General features: G+C 66.2%; 16 protein-coding genes and 2 tRNA genes. 6 read left to right on the forward strand and 12 right to left on the reverse strand.

Annotated features, from left to right (window positions below; genetic code table 11):
- Positions 1-109 precede the first annotated feature (109 nt).
- The 6 genes from ccmE to JI743_RS03450 all read right to left on the reverse strand — a co-directional run bounded on the left by ccmE (position 110) and on the right by JI743_RS03450 (position 3135).
- A complete protein-coding gene (gene ccmE, locus JI743_RS03425; protein WP_201925954.1) occupies positions 110-550 on the reverse strand; it encodes a cytochrome c maturation protein CcmE in 441 nt (146 codons plus the stop codon).
- Positions 547-702, reverse strand: a complete 156-nt coding sequence (locus JI743_RS03430) for a hypothetical protein (protein ID WP_201925956.1) — start codon at positions 700-702, stop codon at positions 547-549. Before JI743_RS03430 ends, ccmE begins: the two co-directional genes overlap by 4 nt.
- A gap of 1 nt (position 703) precedes the next feature.
- Entirely contained in the window at positions 704-1438 is a 735-nt protein-coding gene (gene ccmC / locus JI743_RS03435; RefSeq protein WP_201925958.1) for a heme ABC transporter permease CcmC, read from the reverse strand.
- A 42-nt stretch (positions 1439-1480) separates the two neighbouring features.
- On the reverse strand, positions 1481-1840 hold the full coding sequence (locus JI743_RS03440) for a YbaN family protein (protein WP_201925960.1): 360 nt from the start codon (positions 1838-1840) through the stop codon (positions 1481-1483).
- A gap of 70 nt (positions 1841-1910) precedes the next feature.
- On the reverse strand, positions 1911-2960 hold the full coding sequence (locus tag JI743_RS03445; protein WP_201925962.1) for a Glu/Leu/Phe/Val family dehydrogenase: 1050 nt from the start codon (positions 2958-2960) through the stop codon (positions 1911-1913).
- 98 nt (positions 2961-3058) lie between these two features.
- Positions 3059-3135 (reverse strand) — tRNA-His (locus JI743_RS03450).
- Positions 3136-3237: 102 nt separating this feature from the next.
- On the opposite strand from JI743_RS03450, the gene JI743_RS03455 reads away from it, so the two are divergent.
- Complete coding sequence (locus tag JI743_RS03455; protein WP_227339799.1) at positions 3238-3918, forward strand: prolyl hydroxylase family protein; 681 nt, start codon at positions 3238-3240, stop codon at positions 3916-3918.
- Between the two features lie 131 nt (positions 3919-4049).
- Here JI743_RS03455 and JI743_RS03460 read toward each other — a convergent pair whose 3' ends face one another.
- A complete protein-coding gene (locus JI743_RS03460) occupies positions 4050-4793 on the reverse strand; it encodes an SIMPL domain-containing protein (protein WP_236659672.1) in 744 nt (247 codons plus the stop codon).
- 135 nt (positions 4794-4928) lie between these two features.
- On the opposite strand from JI743_RS03460, the gene JI743_RS03465 reads away from it, so the two are divergent.
- Positions 4929-6746 carry an ABC-F family ATP-binding cassette domain-containing protein gene (locus JI743_RS03465; protein WP_201925964.1) on the forward strand — a complete coding sequence of 606 codons (1818 nt, stop codon included), beginning with the start codon at positions 4929-4931 and terminating at the stop codon, positions 6744-6746.
- A 40-nt stretch (positions 6747-6786) separates the two neighbouring features.
- On the opposite strand, the gene JI743_RS03470 is transcribed toward JI743_RS03465, so the two are convergent.
- Positions 6787-7194 (reverse strand): DUF6456 domain-containing protein, encoded by a 408-nt coding sequence (locus tag JI743_RS03470; RefSeq protein WP_438870677.1) that lies wholly within the window; start codon positions 7192-7194, stop codon positions 6787-6789.
- A 170-nt stretch (positions 7195-7364) separates the two neighbouring features.
- Between JI743_RS03470 and JI743_RS03475 the strand changes: the two genes are divergently transcribed.
- Together JI743_RS03475 and JI743_RS03480 are read left to right on the forward strand one after the other, a co-directional pair.
- Positions 7365-7925, forward strand: coding sequence for a helix-turn-helix domain-containing protein (locus JI743_RS03475; protein WP_201925968.1), 561 nt, complete (start codon positions 7365-7367; stop codon positions 7923-7925).
- A gap of 103 nt (positions 7926-8028) precedes the next feature.
- Positions 8029-9198, forward strand: coding sequence for a glycosyltransferase (locus JI743_RS03480; RefSeq protein WP_201925970.1), 1170 nt, complete (start codon positions 8029-8031; stop codon positions 9196-9198).
- Positions 9199-9379: 181 nt separating this feature from the next.
- Here the strand turns inward: JI743_RS03480 and secF are convergent, their stop codons facing one another.
- The 3 genes from secF to yajC are packed head-to-tail and all read right to left on the reverse strand — an operon-like array spanning position 9380 to position 12371.
- On the reverse strand, positions 9380-10360 hold the full coding sequence (gene secF / locus JI743_RS03485) for a protein translocase subunit SecF (protein ID WP_201925972.1): 981 nt from the start codon (positions 10358-10360) through the stop codon (positions 9380-9382).
- Between the two features lie 13 nt (positions 10361-10373).
- Entirely contained in the window at positions 10374-11987 is a 1614-nt protein-coding gene (gene secD, locus JI743_RS03490) for a protein translocase subunit SecD (protein ID WP_201925974.1), read from the reverse strand.
- A gap of 54 nt (positions 11988-12041) precedes the next feature.
- Positions 12042-12371 carry a preprotein translocase subunit YajC gene (yajC, locus tag JI743_RS03495; protein ID WP_201925976.1) on the reverse strand — a complete coding sequence of 110 codons (330 nt, stop codon included), beginning with the start codon at positions 12369-12371 and terminating at the stop codon, positions 12042-12044.
- A gap of 270 nt (positions 12372-12641) precedes the next feature.
- Between yajC and JI743_RS03500 the strand changes: the two genes are divergently transcribed.
- Positions 12642-12718: transfer RNA gene (locus tag JI743_RS03500), tRNA-Pro, on the forward strand.
- Between the two features lie 45 nt (positions 12719-12763).
- Here JI743_RS03500 and JI743_RS03505 read toward each other — a convergent pair.
- Positions 12764-13024, reverse strand: coding sequence for a hypothetical protein (locus tag JI743_RS03505; RefSeq protein ID WP_201925978.1), 261 nt, complete (start codon positions 13022-13024; stop codon positions 12764-12766).
- 67 nt (positions 13025-13091) lie between these two features.
- Here JI743_RS03505 and JI743_RS03510 point away from each other — a divergent pair, with 67 nt between their 5' ends.
- Entirely contained in the window at positions 13092-14555 is a 1464-nt protein-coding gene (locus tag JI743_RS03510; RefSeq protein WP_201925980.1) for a helicase HerA domain-containing protein, read from the forward strand.
- The last annotated feature ends 18 nt before the right edge of the window (positions 14556-14573 follow it).

Here is a 14573-nt window from a genome sequence, read left to right on the forward strand (position 1 = left end):
GCGTCATTGCGAGGAGCGAAGCGACGAAGCAATCTCCTGCCAACGCTAGTCAAAACCGCATGCGGGAGATTGCTTCGCTCCGCTCGCAATGACGGAAATATACGCGGCGTCATGTTTTCGGCGCCATTTTCGCTACACCCTTCGGCATGTCGCCCATCTGCGGCGGCATATAACGCTCGTCATGCTTCGCCAGGATCCGGTCGGCGACAAAAGTCCCGTCGGCGCGCATCCGGCCGTCGGCGACCATGCCCGATTCCTCGGCGAACAGGTCGGGGACGATGCCGGTGAACTCGACCGGCACCGATGCCTTGCCGTCGGTCGCGACGAAGCGGATCGTCACGCCGTCGCCCAGCCGCTCGATGCTGCCCTGCGCCACCATCCCGCCGAGCCGCATCGCCTCGCCCGTCGCTGCCTTGCCCGCGGCGATTTCGGCGGGGGTGCGGAAATAGGCGGCCTCGTCGCGAAGCGCACTCGCGCCGAGCACGCCCGCGCCGGCAATGCCCGCCACCGCGAGCAGCGCGAGGATCAGCCGCTGATGCTTTGCCTTCACCGCCGGTCCTTTCGCAGCGCATCGCTGCGCCGTTCGGCCTTGACCATCGCGCGCCAGCTCGCCCAGAGCACCGCGGCGGTGAGCAGCGCGGTCAGGCCATAGGCCGCGGCGACATAGGCCCATTGCGCGCTTCCATCGATCACGCCCGTCACCTCAGCCCTCCTCGTCGTCCGCCAGTCGCCGCAGCCGCGCCGTTACGCGGTTTTCGGCGATGATACGCCGCATCCGCATCAGCACGATGGCGCCGAAAAGCAACGAAAATCCGGTGAGCGTCAGCCCAAGCGGCCACAGTAACGCGCCGTCGATGCTCGACCCGCGCAGGGTGATGCTGGGCCCCTGATGCAGACTGTTCCACCACACGACGCTGCGGTTGATGATAGGAATGTTGATCGCGCCGACGAGCGCATAAACCGCCGCACCGCGCGACAGCGCTCCACCGGCGCGCGCGCCCTCGTCGCCGCGCGTCAGCGCGATAAAGCCGGCATAAAGAAAGAACAGCACGAGCATCGAGGTCATGCGCCCGTCCCATTCCCACCAGGTGCCCCAAGTGGGTTTGCCCCAGATCGACCCGGTGGCGAGGCAGAGCGCGGTGAACAGCATCCCCGGCACCGCAATCGCGCGCGCCGCAATCCCTGCAAGCGGATGGCGCCACACCAGTTGCACCAGACCCGCAACCGCGAGGCTCGTCCAGCCGCCCATGCCCAACCATGCCGAGGGAACGTGAACATACAGGATGCGCGCGGTTTCACCCTGCTTGTAGTCGCCCGGAACAAGCGCAAGTCCGGCCCATGCGCCGACCATCAACAGCAACAGTCCCCCGCCGAGCAGCCAGGGCGTCAGCGGGCGCGCAATCGCAAGGAAACGGGTAGGATTCGCATAGGCGTGCATCGCGCGCGCAGCCTTAGGCGAGGGGGAGGCGACGGTCCAGCCTTACGTCGCACCTTCGGGGCGCGTCCAAATCCAGCTTCCGCCCACCGCCGCCGCGATGATTGGCGCCATCATCCACGGCCACGGCGCCAGAACGAGCGCGAGCAGGATGCTCGCCGCGAAAGCGACCGTCGCCGCGACCTTCCCCTTGCGGCTGACCGCGCCATGGTCGCGCCATGCGACGATATGGGGGCCGAACACCGGATGCGCGAGGAGCCAGGCCTCGAGCCGCGGCGACGAGCGCGCAAAGCAGAAAGCCGCAAGAATCACGAACGGCACGGTTGGCAGCAGCGGCAACACGGCGCCGATTGCGCCCAGCCCCAGCGAGGCCCAACCTGCGACGAGATAGAAATGCCGTTTCATCGGCACCGAGGCTTAGCGGAAATCGCCGACAACAAAACCCCTCCCCTTTGGTGGGAACGGGGCCCGTATTTTACCCGCGCCCGATCAGTTTTTGCGCCATGCGGTCGGCGACGACCGACGCCGGGGTGCTGCTCGCGCGGCTTTCGGCCCAGATTTCGGCGAGGCGTCCAGGGATTTTCGCGATCCTGCTTTCCACCTCTTCGCGACTTCCCTGCCCCAGATACTCGAGCGCGACGTTGATGATGCCGCCCGCGTTAATGACATAGTCGGGGGCGTAAACGATGCCGCGATCATGGATGCGCTGACCGTCGCCGGCCGTTGCGAGCTGATTGTTCGCGCCGCCTGCGACGATCGGCACGCGCAGCTTTTCGATGCTCCGTTCGGACAGGATGGCGCCGAGTGCATTGGGGCTCAGCACGTCGGCCTCGATCTCCATGATCGCCGCCGAATCGGCAAGCTCGGCGCCCAGTTCCTCGGCGAGCGCCTTCGCGCGCGCGAGATTGACGTCGGCGAGGGTCAACTTGGCGCCGTCGGCCGCGAGCCGCCGTGCAACGCCGCCGCCAACGCTTCCTACGCCCTGGATCGCGATGCGCACGCCCTTCGCGCTTTCGGTGCCGAGCCCTTCCTTGATCGCTGCCTTGATACCCAGATAGACGCCGAGCGCGGTCAGCGGACCGGGGTCCCCGCCCGCTTCACCGCTCGCCACGGGCAGCCCGCTGACATGCCTGGTGTGCTGCGAGATCGCGACCATGTCGGCGTCGGACATGCCGACGTCCTCGGCCGTCACATAGGCGCCGCCGAGCGATTCGACCGCGCGCCCGAATGCCGCGAGTTGTTCGGGGGTCTTTGCCGCGCCTTCGTCGGCCAGGATCACGCCCTTGCCGCCGCCCATGGGCAGCCCCGCCATTGCGTTCTTGTAGCTCATGCCGCGCGACAGGCGCAGCGCGTCGGTGATCGCCGCGGCACGCTGGGGGTAATGCCAATAGCGAACGCCGCCCGCGCCGGGGCCGAGGTGGGTCGAATGGACTGCAATGACCGCCGTCAGCCCGCTCGCGCGATCGCGGAACATGTGGACATGCTCGTGATCGTCGAAATCGGCGAAATCCCAGACTGCGGACATGACAAACCCTCACGAATAAAAATTACATGAAGGCGTAATAATGAAATAGCGGCAACGAGTCACGCCAAAAGCAGGGGATGCTCGGATGCTGCTGTAAATGGGGCGATCAACGGGGCTCGAACCCGCGACCTCCGGTACCACAAACCGGCGCTCTAACCAACTGAGCTATGATCGCCACACGCCGGGCGAAACCGCCTACGACAGCGCGCGGCGATAGGCGCGCACCCCCGCTTCGTCAAGCATTGTTCGCATGGACATGAACGCATAAAAGCGCGCCATGGCTGGCAACGAACATGTCGACATGGCGACCTCGGGCGCCGATCGTACCGCCACGCGGCTAGCGGCGTTGCCGGGCATCCGCCGCACGCCCTCACCCAAGCTCGAACAGTTCGTGCTGCCGCGCTTTCTGGACCACGCGACTTGCGACGCGCTCATCGACCGGATCAATGCCGCGGCGCGCCCATCGACGATCGCCGACCCCAACGGCGACGAATATTTTCGCACCAGCTCGACCTGCGATCTCGACCATCGCGACGCGCTGGTGGCCGAAATCAACGCGCGGCTGCACGACCTCACGGGCATCCCGCTGCCCTATGGCGAGCCGCTGCAGGGCCAGCGCTATGAAGTCGGCGAGGAGTTCAAGGCGCATACCGACTATTTCGACCCGCACGGCGCCGACTGGGAAACCTATTGCACGATCCCCGGCCAACGAAGCTGGACGCTGATGATCTATCTCAACGAGCCACCTGCGGGCGGCGCGACGCGCTTCCTTGCGACGGGGAAGATCCACCAGCCCGAAACCGGCAAGCTGCTCGCATGGAACAATGTCGGGCGCGACGGCACGATCAATCCCGATACGCTCCACCACGGCATGAAAGTCCGCAAGGGACGCAAATATATCGTCACGAAATGGTTTCGCGAACGCCCTTGGCCCTGGGCCGAGGGGGAGTTGGGTTAGCCTGTCTCAAAACCCGTTCGTGTCGAGCGAAGTCGAGACACCCCGAAGGCGAGCGCCAAGCCGATGAGCATCCCGACTTCGCTCGATGCGAACGGAAATTTTGGGGGGCAGTTCGGACCGCCCCCTCAAAATTACCGCACCAGCCGATACTGGAAATTCAGGGCCAGGCTGTTCGACACCCGCCCCGGCTCGACCGGGGTCGATTTGGCGTCGGCGGCCATTTCCATCCGCACCATCGGCATCGGCGGCTGCGGGCCGCTGAAACCGCCTTCGCTGATCGAAACCAGTTCGGCGCCGCGAAAGCCCGCGAGCCGTGCATAGTCCGCGGCCTTGGCTTCGGCCGCCTTGATCGCTTCGCCGCGCGCGCCTGCGAGAACCGCGTCGCTGTCCTTCATTCCGAACCACGGACCTTCGACATTGGTCCCGCCCGCGGCGACGAGTGCGTCGAGCAGCGGGCCGACGTCCGCGATCTTGCCGGTGGTCGCGCGCACCGTGTTGCTCACCTGATAGCCGATGAATCGCGGCTGCTGGCCGGGCGCGCGTTCGCTATAATCATATTGCGGCGACAGGTTGATCCCGCTCGTCTGAATATCCTCGGTCTTGATCCCGCGCGCCTTGGCGGCCGCGATCAGCTTGTCCATCGCCGCGGCGTTGAGGCGCATCGCCTCGACCGCGGTCGGCGCCGTCGTGGTGACGCCTGCACCGATCGTCGCCTCGTCGGGGCGCGAGCGCACTTCCTTGGTGACGCCGAACGACAGAATCGGGCCTTGCGCCGTTGCAGTCGTCACGCTCGATCCTCCTTGCTGGGCGATGGCGGGGGTGGCTGCGGCGGTCATGAGCCCGGCGGCCAGTGCGATGAGCATTTGCTTCTTCATTTCAATCTCCTGCGGGGCCGGTGGGGCGGCCCATTGCTTTACCCACCCCTAACGCAAGACGGAGCAGGCCCGTTCCGGCCTTTGCCGCTCCAGCGCTTGCAACATGCTGAACACGCCAGTAGCGAGCCGTTCATCATGGCGGCACCTATTCTTTCATACGAAGGCCTCGGCCTCGTCCAGGGCAGCGGCTGGCTGTTTCGCGAACTCGACATCTATGTTGGCGCGCGCGATCGGCTCGCCCTCATCGGTCGCAACGGCGCGGGCAAGACGACCCTGCTCAAACTGCTCGCCGGCCGCATCGATCCCGACGAAGGAAAACGCACGATCGTTCCAGGCACGCATGTCGTGATGCTCGAACAGGAACCCGATTTTTCCGGCTTTGCCACCTTGATGGACTTTGCCGTCGCAGGCACCGACGGGCCGAGCGAGCATGAAGTCGCCGCGATCGCCGACCAGCTCGGCATCGACATGGCGCGCGAGGCGGCGAGCGCGTCGGGCGGTGAGCGCCGCCGCGCCGCCATCGCCCGCGCACTCGCGCAAAACCCGGACGTGCTGCTCCTCGACGAGCCGACGAACCACCTCGACCTCGCCGCGATCGACTGGCTCGAAAGCTGGCTGTCGCGCTTCGCCGGCGCCTTCGTCGCGATCAGCCACGACCGCACCTTTCTCACCCGCCTGACGCGCCAGACACTCTGGCTCGACCGCGGCAGCATCCGACGGAAAGAGATCGGCTTCGGCGGCTTCGACGAATGGACCGAGGCAGTCTTTGCCGAGGAGGCACGCGCCGCGCAAAAGCTCGATTCCAAGCTGCGGCTGGAGGCGCATTGGCTCGAACGCGGCGTCACCGCGCGGCGCAAGCGCAACCAGGGCCGCCTTGAAAAGCTGAAGGAAATGCGCGCTACCCGTGCGGCGATGATCGGCGGTCCCGGCGTCGCCAAGCTCGGCCTCGCCAACGACGACGTTCGCTCGAAATCGGTGATCGTCGCTGAAAATATATCCAAAGCATTTTCCGCTACCCCACTCGATGCGAACGGGAAAGGGAATGCTCAGCGCACGATTATCAAGGACTTCACCTTCCGCGTCCAGCGCGGCGACCGCATCGGCATCGTCGGCGCGAACGGCGCGGGCAAGTCGACCTTGCTCAAGCTGCTGACCGGCGAGATCGAACCCGACAGCGGCAGCGTCACGCTCGCCCCGACGCTCGACGGCATCGTCATCGATCAGCAGCGCAGCCTGCTCTCGCCCGACAAGCGCGTCCGCGACATCCTCGCCGACGGCGGCGACTGGGTCGAGGTGCGCGGGGTCAAAAAGCATGTTCAGGGCTATTTGAAGGACTTTCTCTTCGATCCCGGCGTCGCCGAAACCAGCGTCGGCGCCTTGTCGGGGGGCGAACGCTCGCGGCTCCTGCTCGCGCGCGAATTTGCCCGCGAATCGAATCTGCTCGTTCTCGACGAGCCGACCAATGACCTCGACCTCGAAACGCTCGACCTCTTGCAAGAGGTCATCGCCGATTATCAGGGCACCGTGCTGCTCGTCAGCCACGACCGCGACTTCCTCGACCGCACCGTCACCGTGACGCTCGGCCTCGACGGGTCGGGCAAGGTCGACATCGTCGCGGGCGGCTATGCCGACTGGGAAGCCAAGCGCAGCAAGCCCGTGGCCGCAAAGAGCAAGGCGGCAAGCGCCTCACCCGCGCCGCCACCCCCGCCGCAGCAGCGCAAAAAGCTCTCCTACAAGGATCAGCGCGACTATGACCTTCTGCCGGGCCGGATCGAGGAAATCGACGCCGAAATGGCGGGGATCGAGGCCGAACTGTCCGACGGCCACCTGTTCACCCGCGACAATGCAAAATTCATGGCGCTGACCGAAAAGCTCGAAATGCTGCGTACCGAAAAGGCGACGGCCGAAGACCGCTGGCTGGAACTCGCCGAAGAGGTCGAGGGGCTGGGATAGCCTCCACTTTTTGGGGTGTTGAGCGGACACCAACTTCCCCTCACCCCGTCCCGTAGAACCGCGCCAGCCGATCAAGCGCCAGCGTCAACACCAGCTTCCCCGACCGCGCCGGCCAGCCGAGCGCCTTCTCCGCCCCGCTCACCCCCTCGCCCGCACAGATCACGCGCCAGCAGATGTCGGCGAGCCCCGGCCCCGCCGCTTCGAGCGCCGCGTGAAAGCGCCGGTGCGCGTCGATCCGCGCGAGCGAGGCGTCCGACGCCCGCGCGCCGTCGCGGCTTTTCCCCGGCGGCGCAGCGTCCCAGCGCATTGTCACCCGCGCCGCCAGCCCCGCGCGCTCATAATCAGCGCGCAGCCGCTCGCCCGCGCGTAATTGCGCATCGTTTAGATGCCCGCGCGCCGCGAGCCACGCGAGCGGGCTTTCCGCGACATTGACCGTCACATGGCGCATCACCTGCGGCCCCCGTTTCCCGGGATCGATCAGGTCGTCGGGGTGGATACGGCTTTCGAGGCGCCGGGTGCTCATATTTTTCTCCTTGATCTGCGAGGATTCGCGCAAAGCTTGACAGCGGGATATTTTGTAGGAAAGAAGAAACCAAATCGGTTATTAAGGGTCTCTCGATGATCAACAGCATCCGCGCCGTGCGCCGCGCCAAGGGCCTCACACTCGAAGAGGTCGCGCATCGCTGCGATCCGCCGACGACCGCGCAGACGATCGGGCGGCTCGAAACCGGCACGCGCACGTTGTCGCTCGGCTGGATGAACCGCATCGCCGCCGCGCTCGGCGTCGACGCTGCCGAACTGGTGCAGCTTCCGCAGGACACGCAGCTTACGATCACCGCGCTGCTCGGCGCCGACGGGGCGCAGGCGCCGACGCGCGTCGAACAGGCGCTCACCGCGCGACCGGGCGAGGATATGGTCGCGGTGCGCGTCACCTCGTCGATCGGCGATTATCGCGCGGGCGACGAAATTTGGTGCCGCCGTATCGAAGGTGACTGGACGAACGCGCTCAACCGCGACCTGCTCGTCCCCCGCCCCGCTGGTCGCTTCATTTTCGCGCGACTGCTCAATGTCGACGGCGAAAAGCTCCACCTCCTCCCGCTCGGCACCGGCCAGCGCCAGCAGGTCGTGAACAATCCGCCCTGGGCCGCGGTAGCCGTGCGCCTGATAAGGAGCCTCTGATCGCCGTTCGCCCCGAGCGTGTCGAAGGGCCGTCCTTATTCTGCATCAACCGGGGAAGAATGGTGCTTCGACAAACTCGGCACAAACGGATGAGAGGCAGCGAATGACCGCTCCCCTCCGCATCCTGTCGATCGCCACGCTCTTTCCCGACGCCGCACGCCCCAACTTCGGCCTGTTCGTCGAACGCAGCCTGCGCGCGCTCGCAGCACAACCCCGCATTGACCTCACCGTCGTCGCCCCGCTTGGCCTCCCGCCTTTTCCGCTGTCGCTTCACCCGCGCTATCGCGCGCTCCGCGACCTGCCCGAACGCGAGACGTGGAACGGCCTCACGGTCCATCGTCCGCGCTTCACGCTCCTTCCCCGGGTCGGCACGCGCCTAAACCCCGCTGCCATCGCCCGCGCCGTTGCACCGGTTGCACGCCAGCGGGCGTTCGACGTCGTCGATGCGCAATTCTTCTATCCCGACGGCCCCGCCGCAATGCGGGTCGCACAGGCGCTCGGCCTTCCCTTTTCGGTGAAAGCACGCGGCGCCGACATCAGCCATTTCGGTCATTCACCGGCCTCGCGCGGACAAGTGCTGAAAGCAGCGGAGCGCGCCGCCGGGCTGCTCGCCGTATCCGAATCGATGCGCCGCGACATGGCCGCCATCGGCATCGACTCCGGAAAAGTGACGGTCCACTACACCGGCATCGACCGCGCCCGCTTTCATCCCGGTGACCGCGCGGCCGCACGCGCGCAGCTCGGATGGGGCGACGCCGCGACAATCCTTTCGGTCGGCGCGCTCATCCCGCGCAAGGGGCAGGCGCTGGCAATCGAAGCGCTACCGGCGCTTCCCGGCGTCCATTATCGCCTCGCAGGCGCGGGTGAAGAGGAAGCGCGATACCGCGCACTCGCGGCGCGTCTCGGCGTCGCCGACCGCGTCCATTTCCTCGGCCCCGTCGCCAACGCCGAACTGCCCCGGCTTTACCGCGCCGCCGACGCGATCGTCATGCCGTCGGCAAGCGAGGGGCTTGCCAATGCGTGGGTCGAGGCGCTCGCCTGCGGCACCCCGCTCGTCATCAGCGACGCGGGCGGCGCCGCCGAACTGGTCACTGCGCCCGCTGCGGGCCGCATCGTTGAACGAACGCCCGAGGCGATCGCTTCGGCTGTGCACGAAATCCTCGCCGTTCCGCCCGCACCCGCCAATGTCGCCGCAACGCTGGACGAACGTTTCGACTGGGACCGCAACGGCCGCGACCTCGCCGCGCATCTGCGGCGATGCGCGGGCCGCTAGCGATTTCAGCCGTAACCGTTTCCTAGCTTCCGGCAGATATCGTCAGCGCGCTCACCCCGAGTTCGTCATTCCCGCGAAAGCGGGAATCCAACGAACCAACTTCGCAACTGGGTTCCCGCTTTCGCGGGAATGACGAGTTCAGAATTGTCGCCGTGTCGCTTCTTGGCGACAGGCCGCGGCCTCAGACCACCGCGCCGTCGTCGTTGCGGTCGATGCGTTCAGCGCCTGCCGTCGCGGCGCTCGTGCGCGGGATGAAGCTGTCGGGCCCGACCTTCAGCCACACGAGGATCGGCGCCGACATATAGACCGACGAATAGGTGCCGACAAAAATGCCGAGCAGCATCGCCGCGGTGAAACCGAAGATCACATCCGGCCCGACCCACAGCAGCACCGCGAGCGCGATGAGCATCGTAAAGCTCGTCATTACCGTGCGCGCCAGCGTCTCGTTGATGCTGAGGTCGAGCAGCGGGATGATTTCCATCTTGCGATATTTTTTCAGATTTTCGCGGATGCGGTCGAACACGACGATGGTATCGTTGAGCGAATAGCCGATGATCGTCAGCAGCGCGGCGACGATGTTGAGGTCGAACTGCATCTGCGTCAGCGCGAAAAAGCCGAAGGTCAGAGCGACGTCGTGAAACAGCGCGAACAGTGCGCCGACGCCGAACTGCCATTCGAAACGGATCCAGATGTAGATCGATATCGCGATCATCGCGAGCAGCAGGCTGAGCGCACCGGTCCGCAGCAGCTCGTTCGATACCTTGCCCGACACGGTTTCGACCGAGCCCGTCGTCGCAGTCGGAAAGGCCTTTTTGATCCCGTCGACAAGCTGACGCCCGGCGCGGTCGGCCGCGGCCTTGTCGCCGTCGGGCAGCGCGGTGCGGATCGATACCGCCGTGTCCGTGCCGAATTGCTGGATCGTTGCTTCGCCGAGGCCGATGTCGCCCACCTTTTCGCGAATCTCGTCGATCGGCGGCATCTCCTGCGTAAATTCGACGCGCACCGACTGGCCGCCGACGAAATCGACGCCAAGGTTCAGCCCGCGCACCGCAACAAGCGCAATCGACGCGACGATCATCAATATGCTGATCGCCATCGCGACCTTGCGATATTTCAGGAACTGGATGTTCGTGTTTTCGGGGACGAGTTTCAGCAAGCGCATGGGTCGATCCCTCTTAAATGTTCAGCGCCGTCGGGCGCGTCTTGTGCAGCCAGCGGGCGGCGAACAGGCGCGTGACGGTAACGGCGGTAAAGACGCTGGTGATGATGCCGATGGTCAGCACCACCGCAAAACCCTTGATGGGGCCGGAGCCGAACCAGAACATCAACCCCGCCGCGATGACGTTGGTGATATTGGCGTCGAAAATCGCGCGGCTCGCTTCCGAATATCCGACATCGACCGCCTGGAAAATGCGTCGTCCGCGCTTGAGTTCCTCGCGGATACGCTCGTTGATCAGCACGTTCGCGTCGACCGCGGCGCCGATCGTGAGCACGAATCCCGCGATACCCGGCAAGGTCAGTGTCGCGTTGAACGCCGCCATGATCGCGACGATCAGCCCGATGTTGAACAGCAGCGCGATGTTCGCATAAACGCCGAAGCGGCCATAGACGAGGATCATGAAGACGAGCACCGCGACCGTCGCGATAATGCCGGCGATCGCGCCCTTGCGGATCGAATCGGCGCCGAGTTCGGGGGTGACGGTGCGTTCTTCAACGACCTCCATCTTCACCGGCAGCGCCCCCGAGCGCAGCGAGATCGCGAGGTTGTTCGCGGTCGCGACGGTGAAGCTGCCCGAAATCTGGGCGCTGCCGCCCAGGATCGGCTCGTTGATCGACGGCGCCGACAGCACTTGTCCGTCGAGGACCATCGCAAAGCGGCGGCCGACGTTCTGCGCGGTGACGCGCGCAAAGGTGCTAGATCCGCCCGAATCGAAACGGATCTTGACGACCGGCTGGTTGTTCTGGGGATCAAAGCTCTGCTGCGCGTCGATCAGCTGTTCGCCGCTGATCATGACCTGTCGGCGCAGCACCTCGAACGCTGCGCCATTGCCTTCGCCGGGCGCATAGGGAACGATCTCGCTGCCCACCGGCACGCGGCCCGCCGCGGCCTCATTGGGGTCGGCATTCGCGTCGACCATCCGGAACTCCAGCCGCGCGGTCTTGCCGATCAGATCCTTCAGCGCCTGCGGGTCCTGAAGCCCCGGCACCTGCACGACGATACGGTCGTCGCCCTGACGGATGATCGTCGGCTCGCGCGTGCCGAGCGAGTTGACGCGGCGATCGATGATGTCGCGCGCTGTATCCATCGCCTGGCTGATGGCCTGCGTGCGGCCTGCGCCGGTCGGGTTCAGGACGATGCGCGTCGAATCGACGATGTCGATGTTCCAGTCGCGCTGGCCGGTCATCGCCGCGCCCTGCGTCTCGCGGAACAGCCGTTCGCGCGCCTCGTCGAGCTGCGTCTGATCGCGAACGAGGAAGCTGATCCGCCCGCCGTCGGTCGACAGCTCGCCGATCGCGATGTCGTCGTCGGGTCCGCGCTCGCCGCGCATCGCGGTGCGCACGGTCTTTTCCATATTCGACAGCTGCGTCTTGGCAAGGTCGTCGAGATCGGCTTCGAGCAGCAAATGGCTGCCGCCCGCAAGGTCGAGCCCCAGGTTCACCTTTGCCTGCGCGAATCCGGGCAGCGCCTCGAACTGCTTTTCGGTCAGGAAACTCGGGATCGAAAAAAGGACACCGAGCAGCAGGATGATGCCGATACCGATGGTCTTCCAGCGCGGAAAGTCGAGCATATGGGGGTTCCGGTCAGAGGGCGGGTCCGCGCACGCGCGCGGACCGGCGCTGCGTCAGTCGTTTGCGGGCTTGCCGCCGGGCTGCAGCACGTCGGCGAGGGTCGATTTGACGACCTTGATCTTCACGCCCTGCGCGATTTCGACGTCGGCGAAATCATCGTCGACGCGCGTCACCTTGCCGACGATGCCGCCGCCGGTCACGACCTGGTCGCGCGGCTTCACCGCCGCGATCTTCGCGCGATGCTCCTTCGCGCGCACTTGCTGCGGGCGGATCAGGAAAAACCAGAAGACGACGAAGATCAGCAGATAGGGCACCAGCATCAGGAAACCGGCTGCCCCGCCGCCCGATCCGGCCGCCTGGGTCAGAAGCAAGGTCGTCGTCATCGAAGAGAACTTTCCATTCAGGTGGCGCGGCCGGTCCCCGGACGGGGCGGTTCGCGCAAAAAATATGGCGCGGCGCCTATCACGCGGGCGCGGGGGGCGCAACCGATGGCTGCGCCCTCGCCCGCGGGAGAGGCGGCGCGGAGATAGTGTGCGCCAATGGGCAATCAAGGGCAGCGGCATCCGTATCGCGCTCCGCGACCGACGACGCACGATAGCCTTGCATCCCCTGCCAAGCCGCGCTAGGGGCCTCGCCTGCCCAATCGGGCCGGTCGGGACGTAGCGCAGCCTGGTAGCGCATCACACTGGGGGTGTGGGGGTCGGAGGTTCGAATCCTCTCGTCCCGACCAATTCATTCTTCGACATTTGAAATGCAGGTCGCGCGAGGCGGAAACTCATTCCTCCTGCGCGCGGTCGATCATGTCCATGAAATCGCGCGCCGTGTCGCGCTCGGCGGGATCCTTGAACGCTGCGTCGAGATCGGGCGCGACGCCGAGCATGTACATCAGCGCCCACAGCGCAAAGCGCCGCCCGCTGTTGCTCTCCAGCCCGAAATCGACGCGCATCCGCTCGGCACCCGTCTCCAGCGCGACGGGCGTGATCGCGTCCATGTCGCGCGTGCCGAAATAGCGAAAGAGCTGGTCGTCGAGGTCCATGGCCGCGAGTGCAAGCACCCGCCAGCCTCGGTTGTCAACCGGCGGGCGGCCCGTTAGGGGCGGCGCGGTGACAAGCAGCATCGAAATCGGACTCGACACCGCCGGACGCCCCATTGCGATCGACGTGCAGGAACTGCTCGCGACCCGGCTGCTCGTCCAGGGCAATTCGGGGTCGGGAAAATCGCATCTTTTGCGCCGGATGCTCGAACAGAGCGCGGGGCTCGTCCAGCAGGTCGTGATCGACCCCGAGGGCGATTTCGTCACCCTCGCCGACGCGTACAGCCATGTCGCGATCAACGCGGGCGATTATGACGAGCGCGAAATCGCGACGATGGGCGCGCGCATCCGCGAGCATCGCGCGTCGGTCGTGCTCAACCTCGAATCGCTCGATATCGAGGCGCAGATGGGCTGCGCCGCCGCTTTTCTCAACGCGCTGTTCGATGCGCCGCGCGAGCATTGGTTCCCCGCGCTCGTCGTCGTCGACGAGGCGCAGATGTTCGCGCCGAGCGCGTCGGGCGAAGTCTCGGACACGGTGCGCCGTGCGAGCCTCGGCGCGATGACCAACCTGATGTGTCGTGGGCGCAAGCGCGGGCTCGCGGGGGCCATCGCGACGCAGCGGCTCGCCAAGCTTGCCAAGAATGTCGCGGCAGAGGCGAGCAATTTCCTGATGGGGCGTACCTTCCTCGACATCGACATGGCGCGCGCCGCCGACCTGCTCGGGATGGAACGGCGACAGGCCGAGATGATCCGCGACCTCGAACGCGGCTGTTTTCTCGGCCTCGGCCCCGCGATTTCGCGTCGCCCCGTGTCGATCCGCATCGGCGCGACGCAGACGAGCACGCGCTCGGGGACGCATAGCCTGCTCCCGCTTCCCGACGCCGAGGCGGGCGACATGCGCGAAATGCTTTTCGCCGCGATGGAAAGCCCACCGCCGCCTCCGCCGCCTGCGCCGTCTCCCGTCGCCGCGGGCGAGTTGATCGAACGCATCGCGCGCAGCGACGCGCAGGAGAGAGCCGACCCCGCGTCCGGCGACGAAGGATCACCCCAGCCCGCACCGGCGCCCGACAGCGAAGCCATCGTGCGGGCCGCGCTCGAAGCGATGCTCGCCGATCCCGACAGCGCCTTTCAACCCGACGCGATGCTCTATCAGGATTTCTCGGTGCGTTGCCGCATGGCGCGGCTGCCCGCGCCGCCGATCGACGTGACTGCCTTCCGCCGCCGCTTCGCGCTCGCGCGCGTCCACATCTTCGATCCTGCCGACCCCCAATGGAGCGAGCTTCTCGCCGCCGCGGCGCAGCTTCCCGACGACATGCTCGCGCCCTTCCTTCTCATCGCGCGCGCGGCGATGGACGGCCAGCCCTGCCCCGACGACGAAGCGCTCGGGCGCGCCTATGGCACCCATTCACCGGGCCGACTCCGCCGCCTGCTCGACTTCATGGAGCGGCAGGGCGCAATCGTCGTGCGCTCGAACTTCGGCGGCCAGCGCTCGGTCGGCATCCCCGCGCTCGGGCTGCACACCGCCGCCGACTAGGGCAGGATTCGACTGCCG

Origin of the sequence: Sphingopyxis jiangsuensis (assembly GCF_016734905.1) — a bacterium.
GTDB classification, from domain to species: Bacteria; Pseudomonadota; Alphaproteobacteria; order Sphingomonadales; family Sphingomonadaceae; genus Sphingopyxis; species Sphingopyxis jiangsuensis.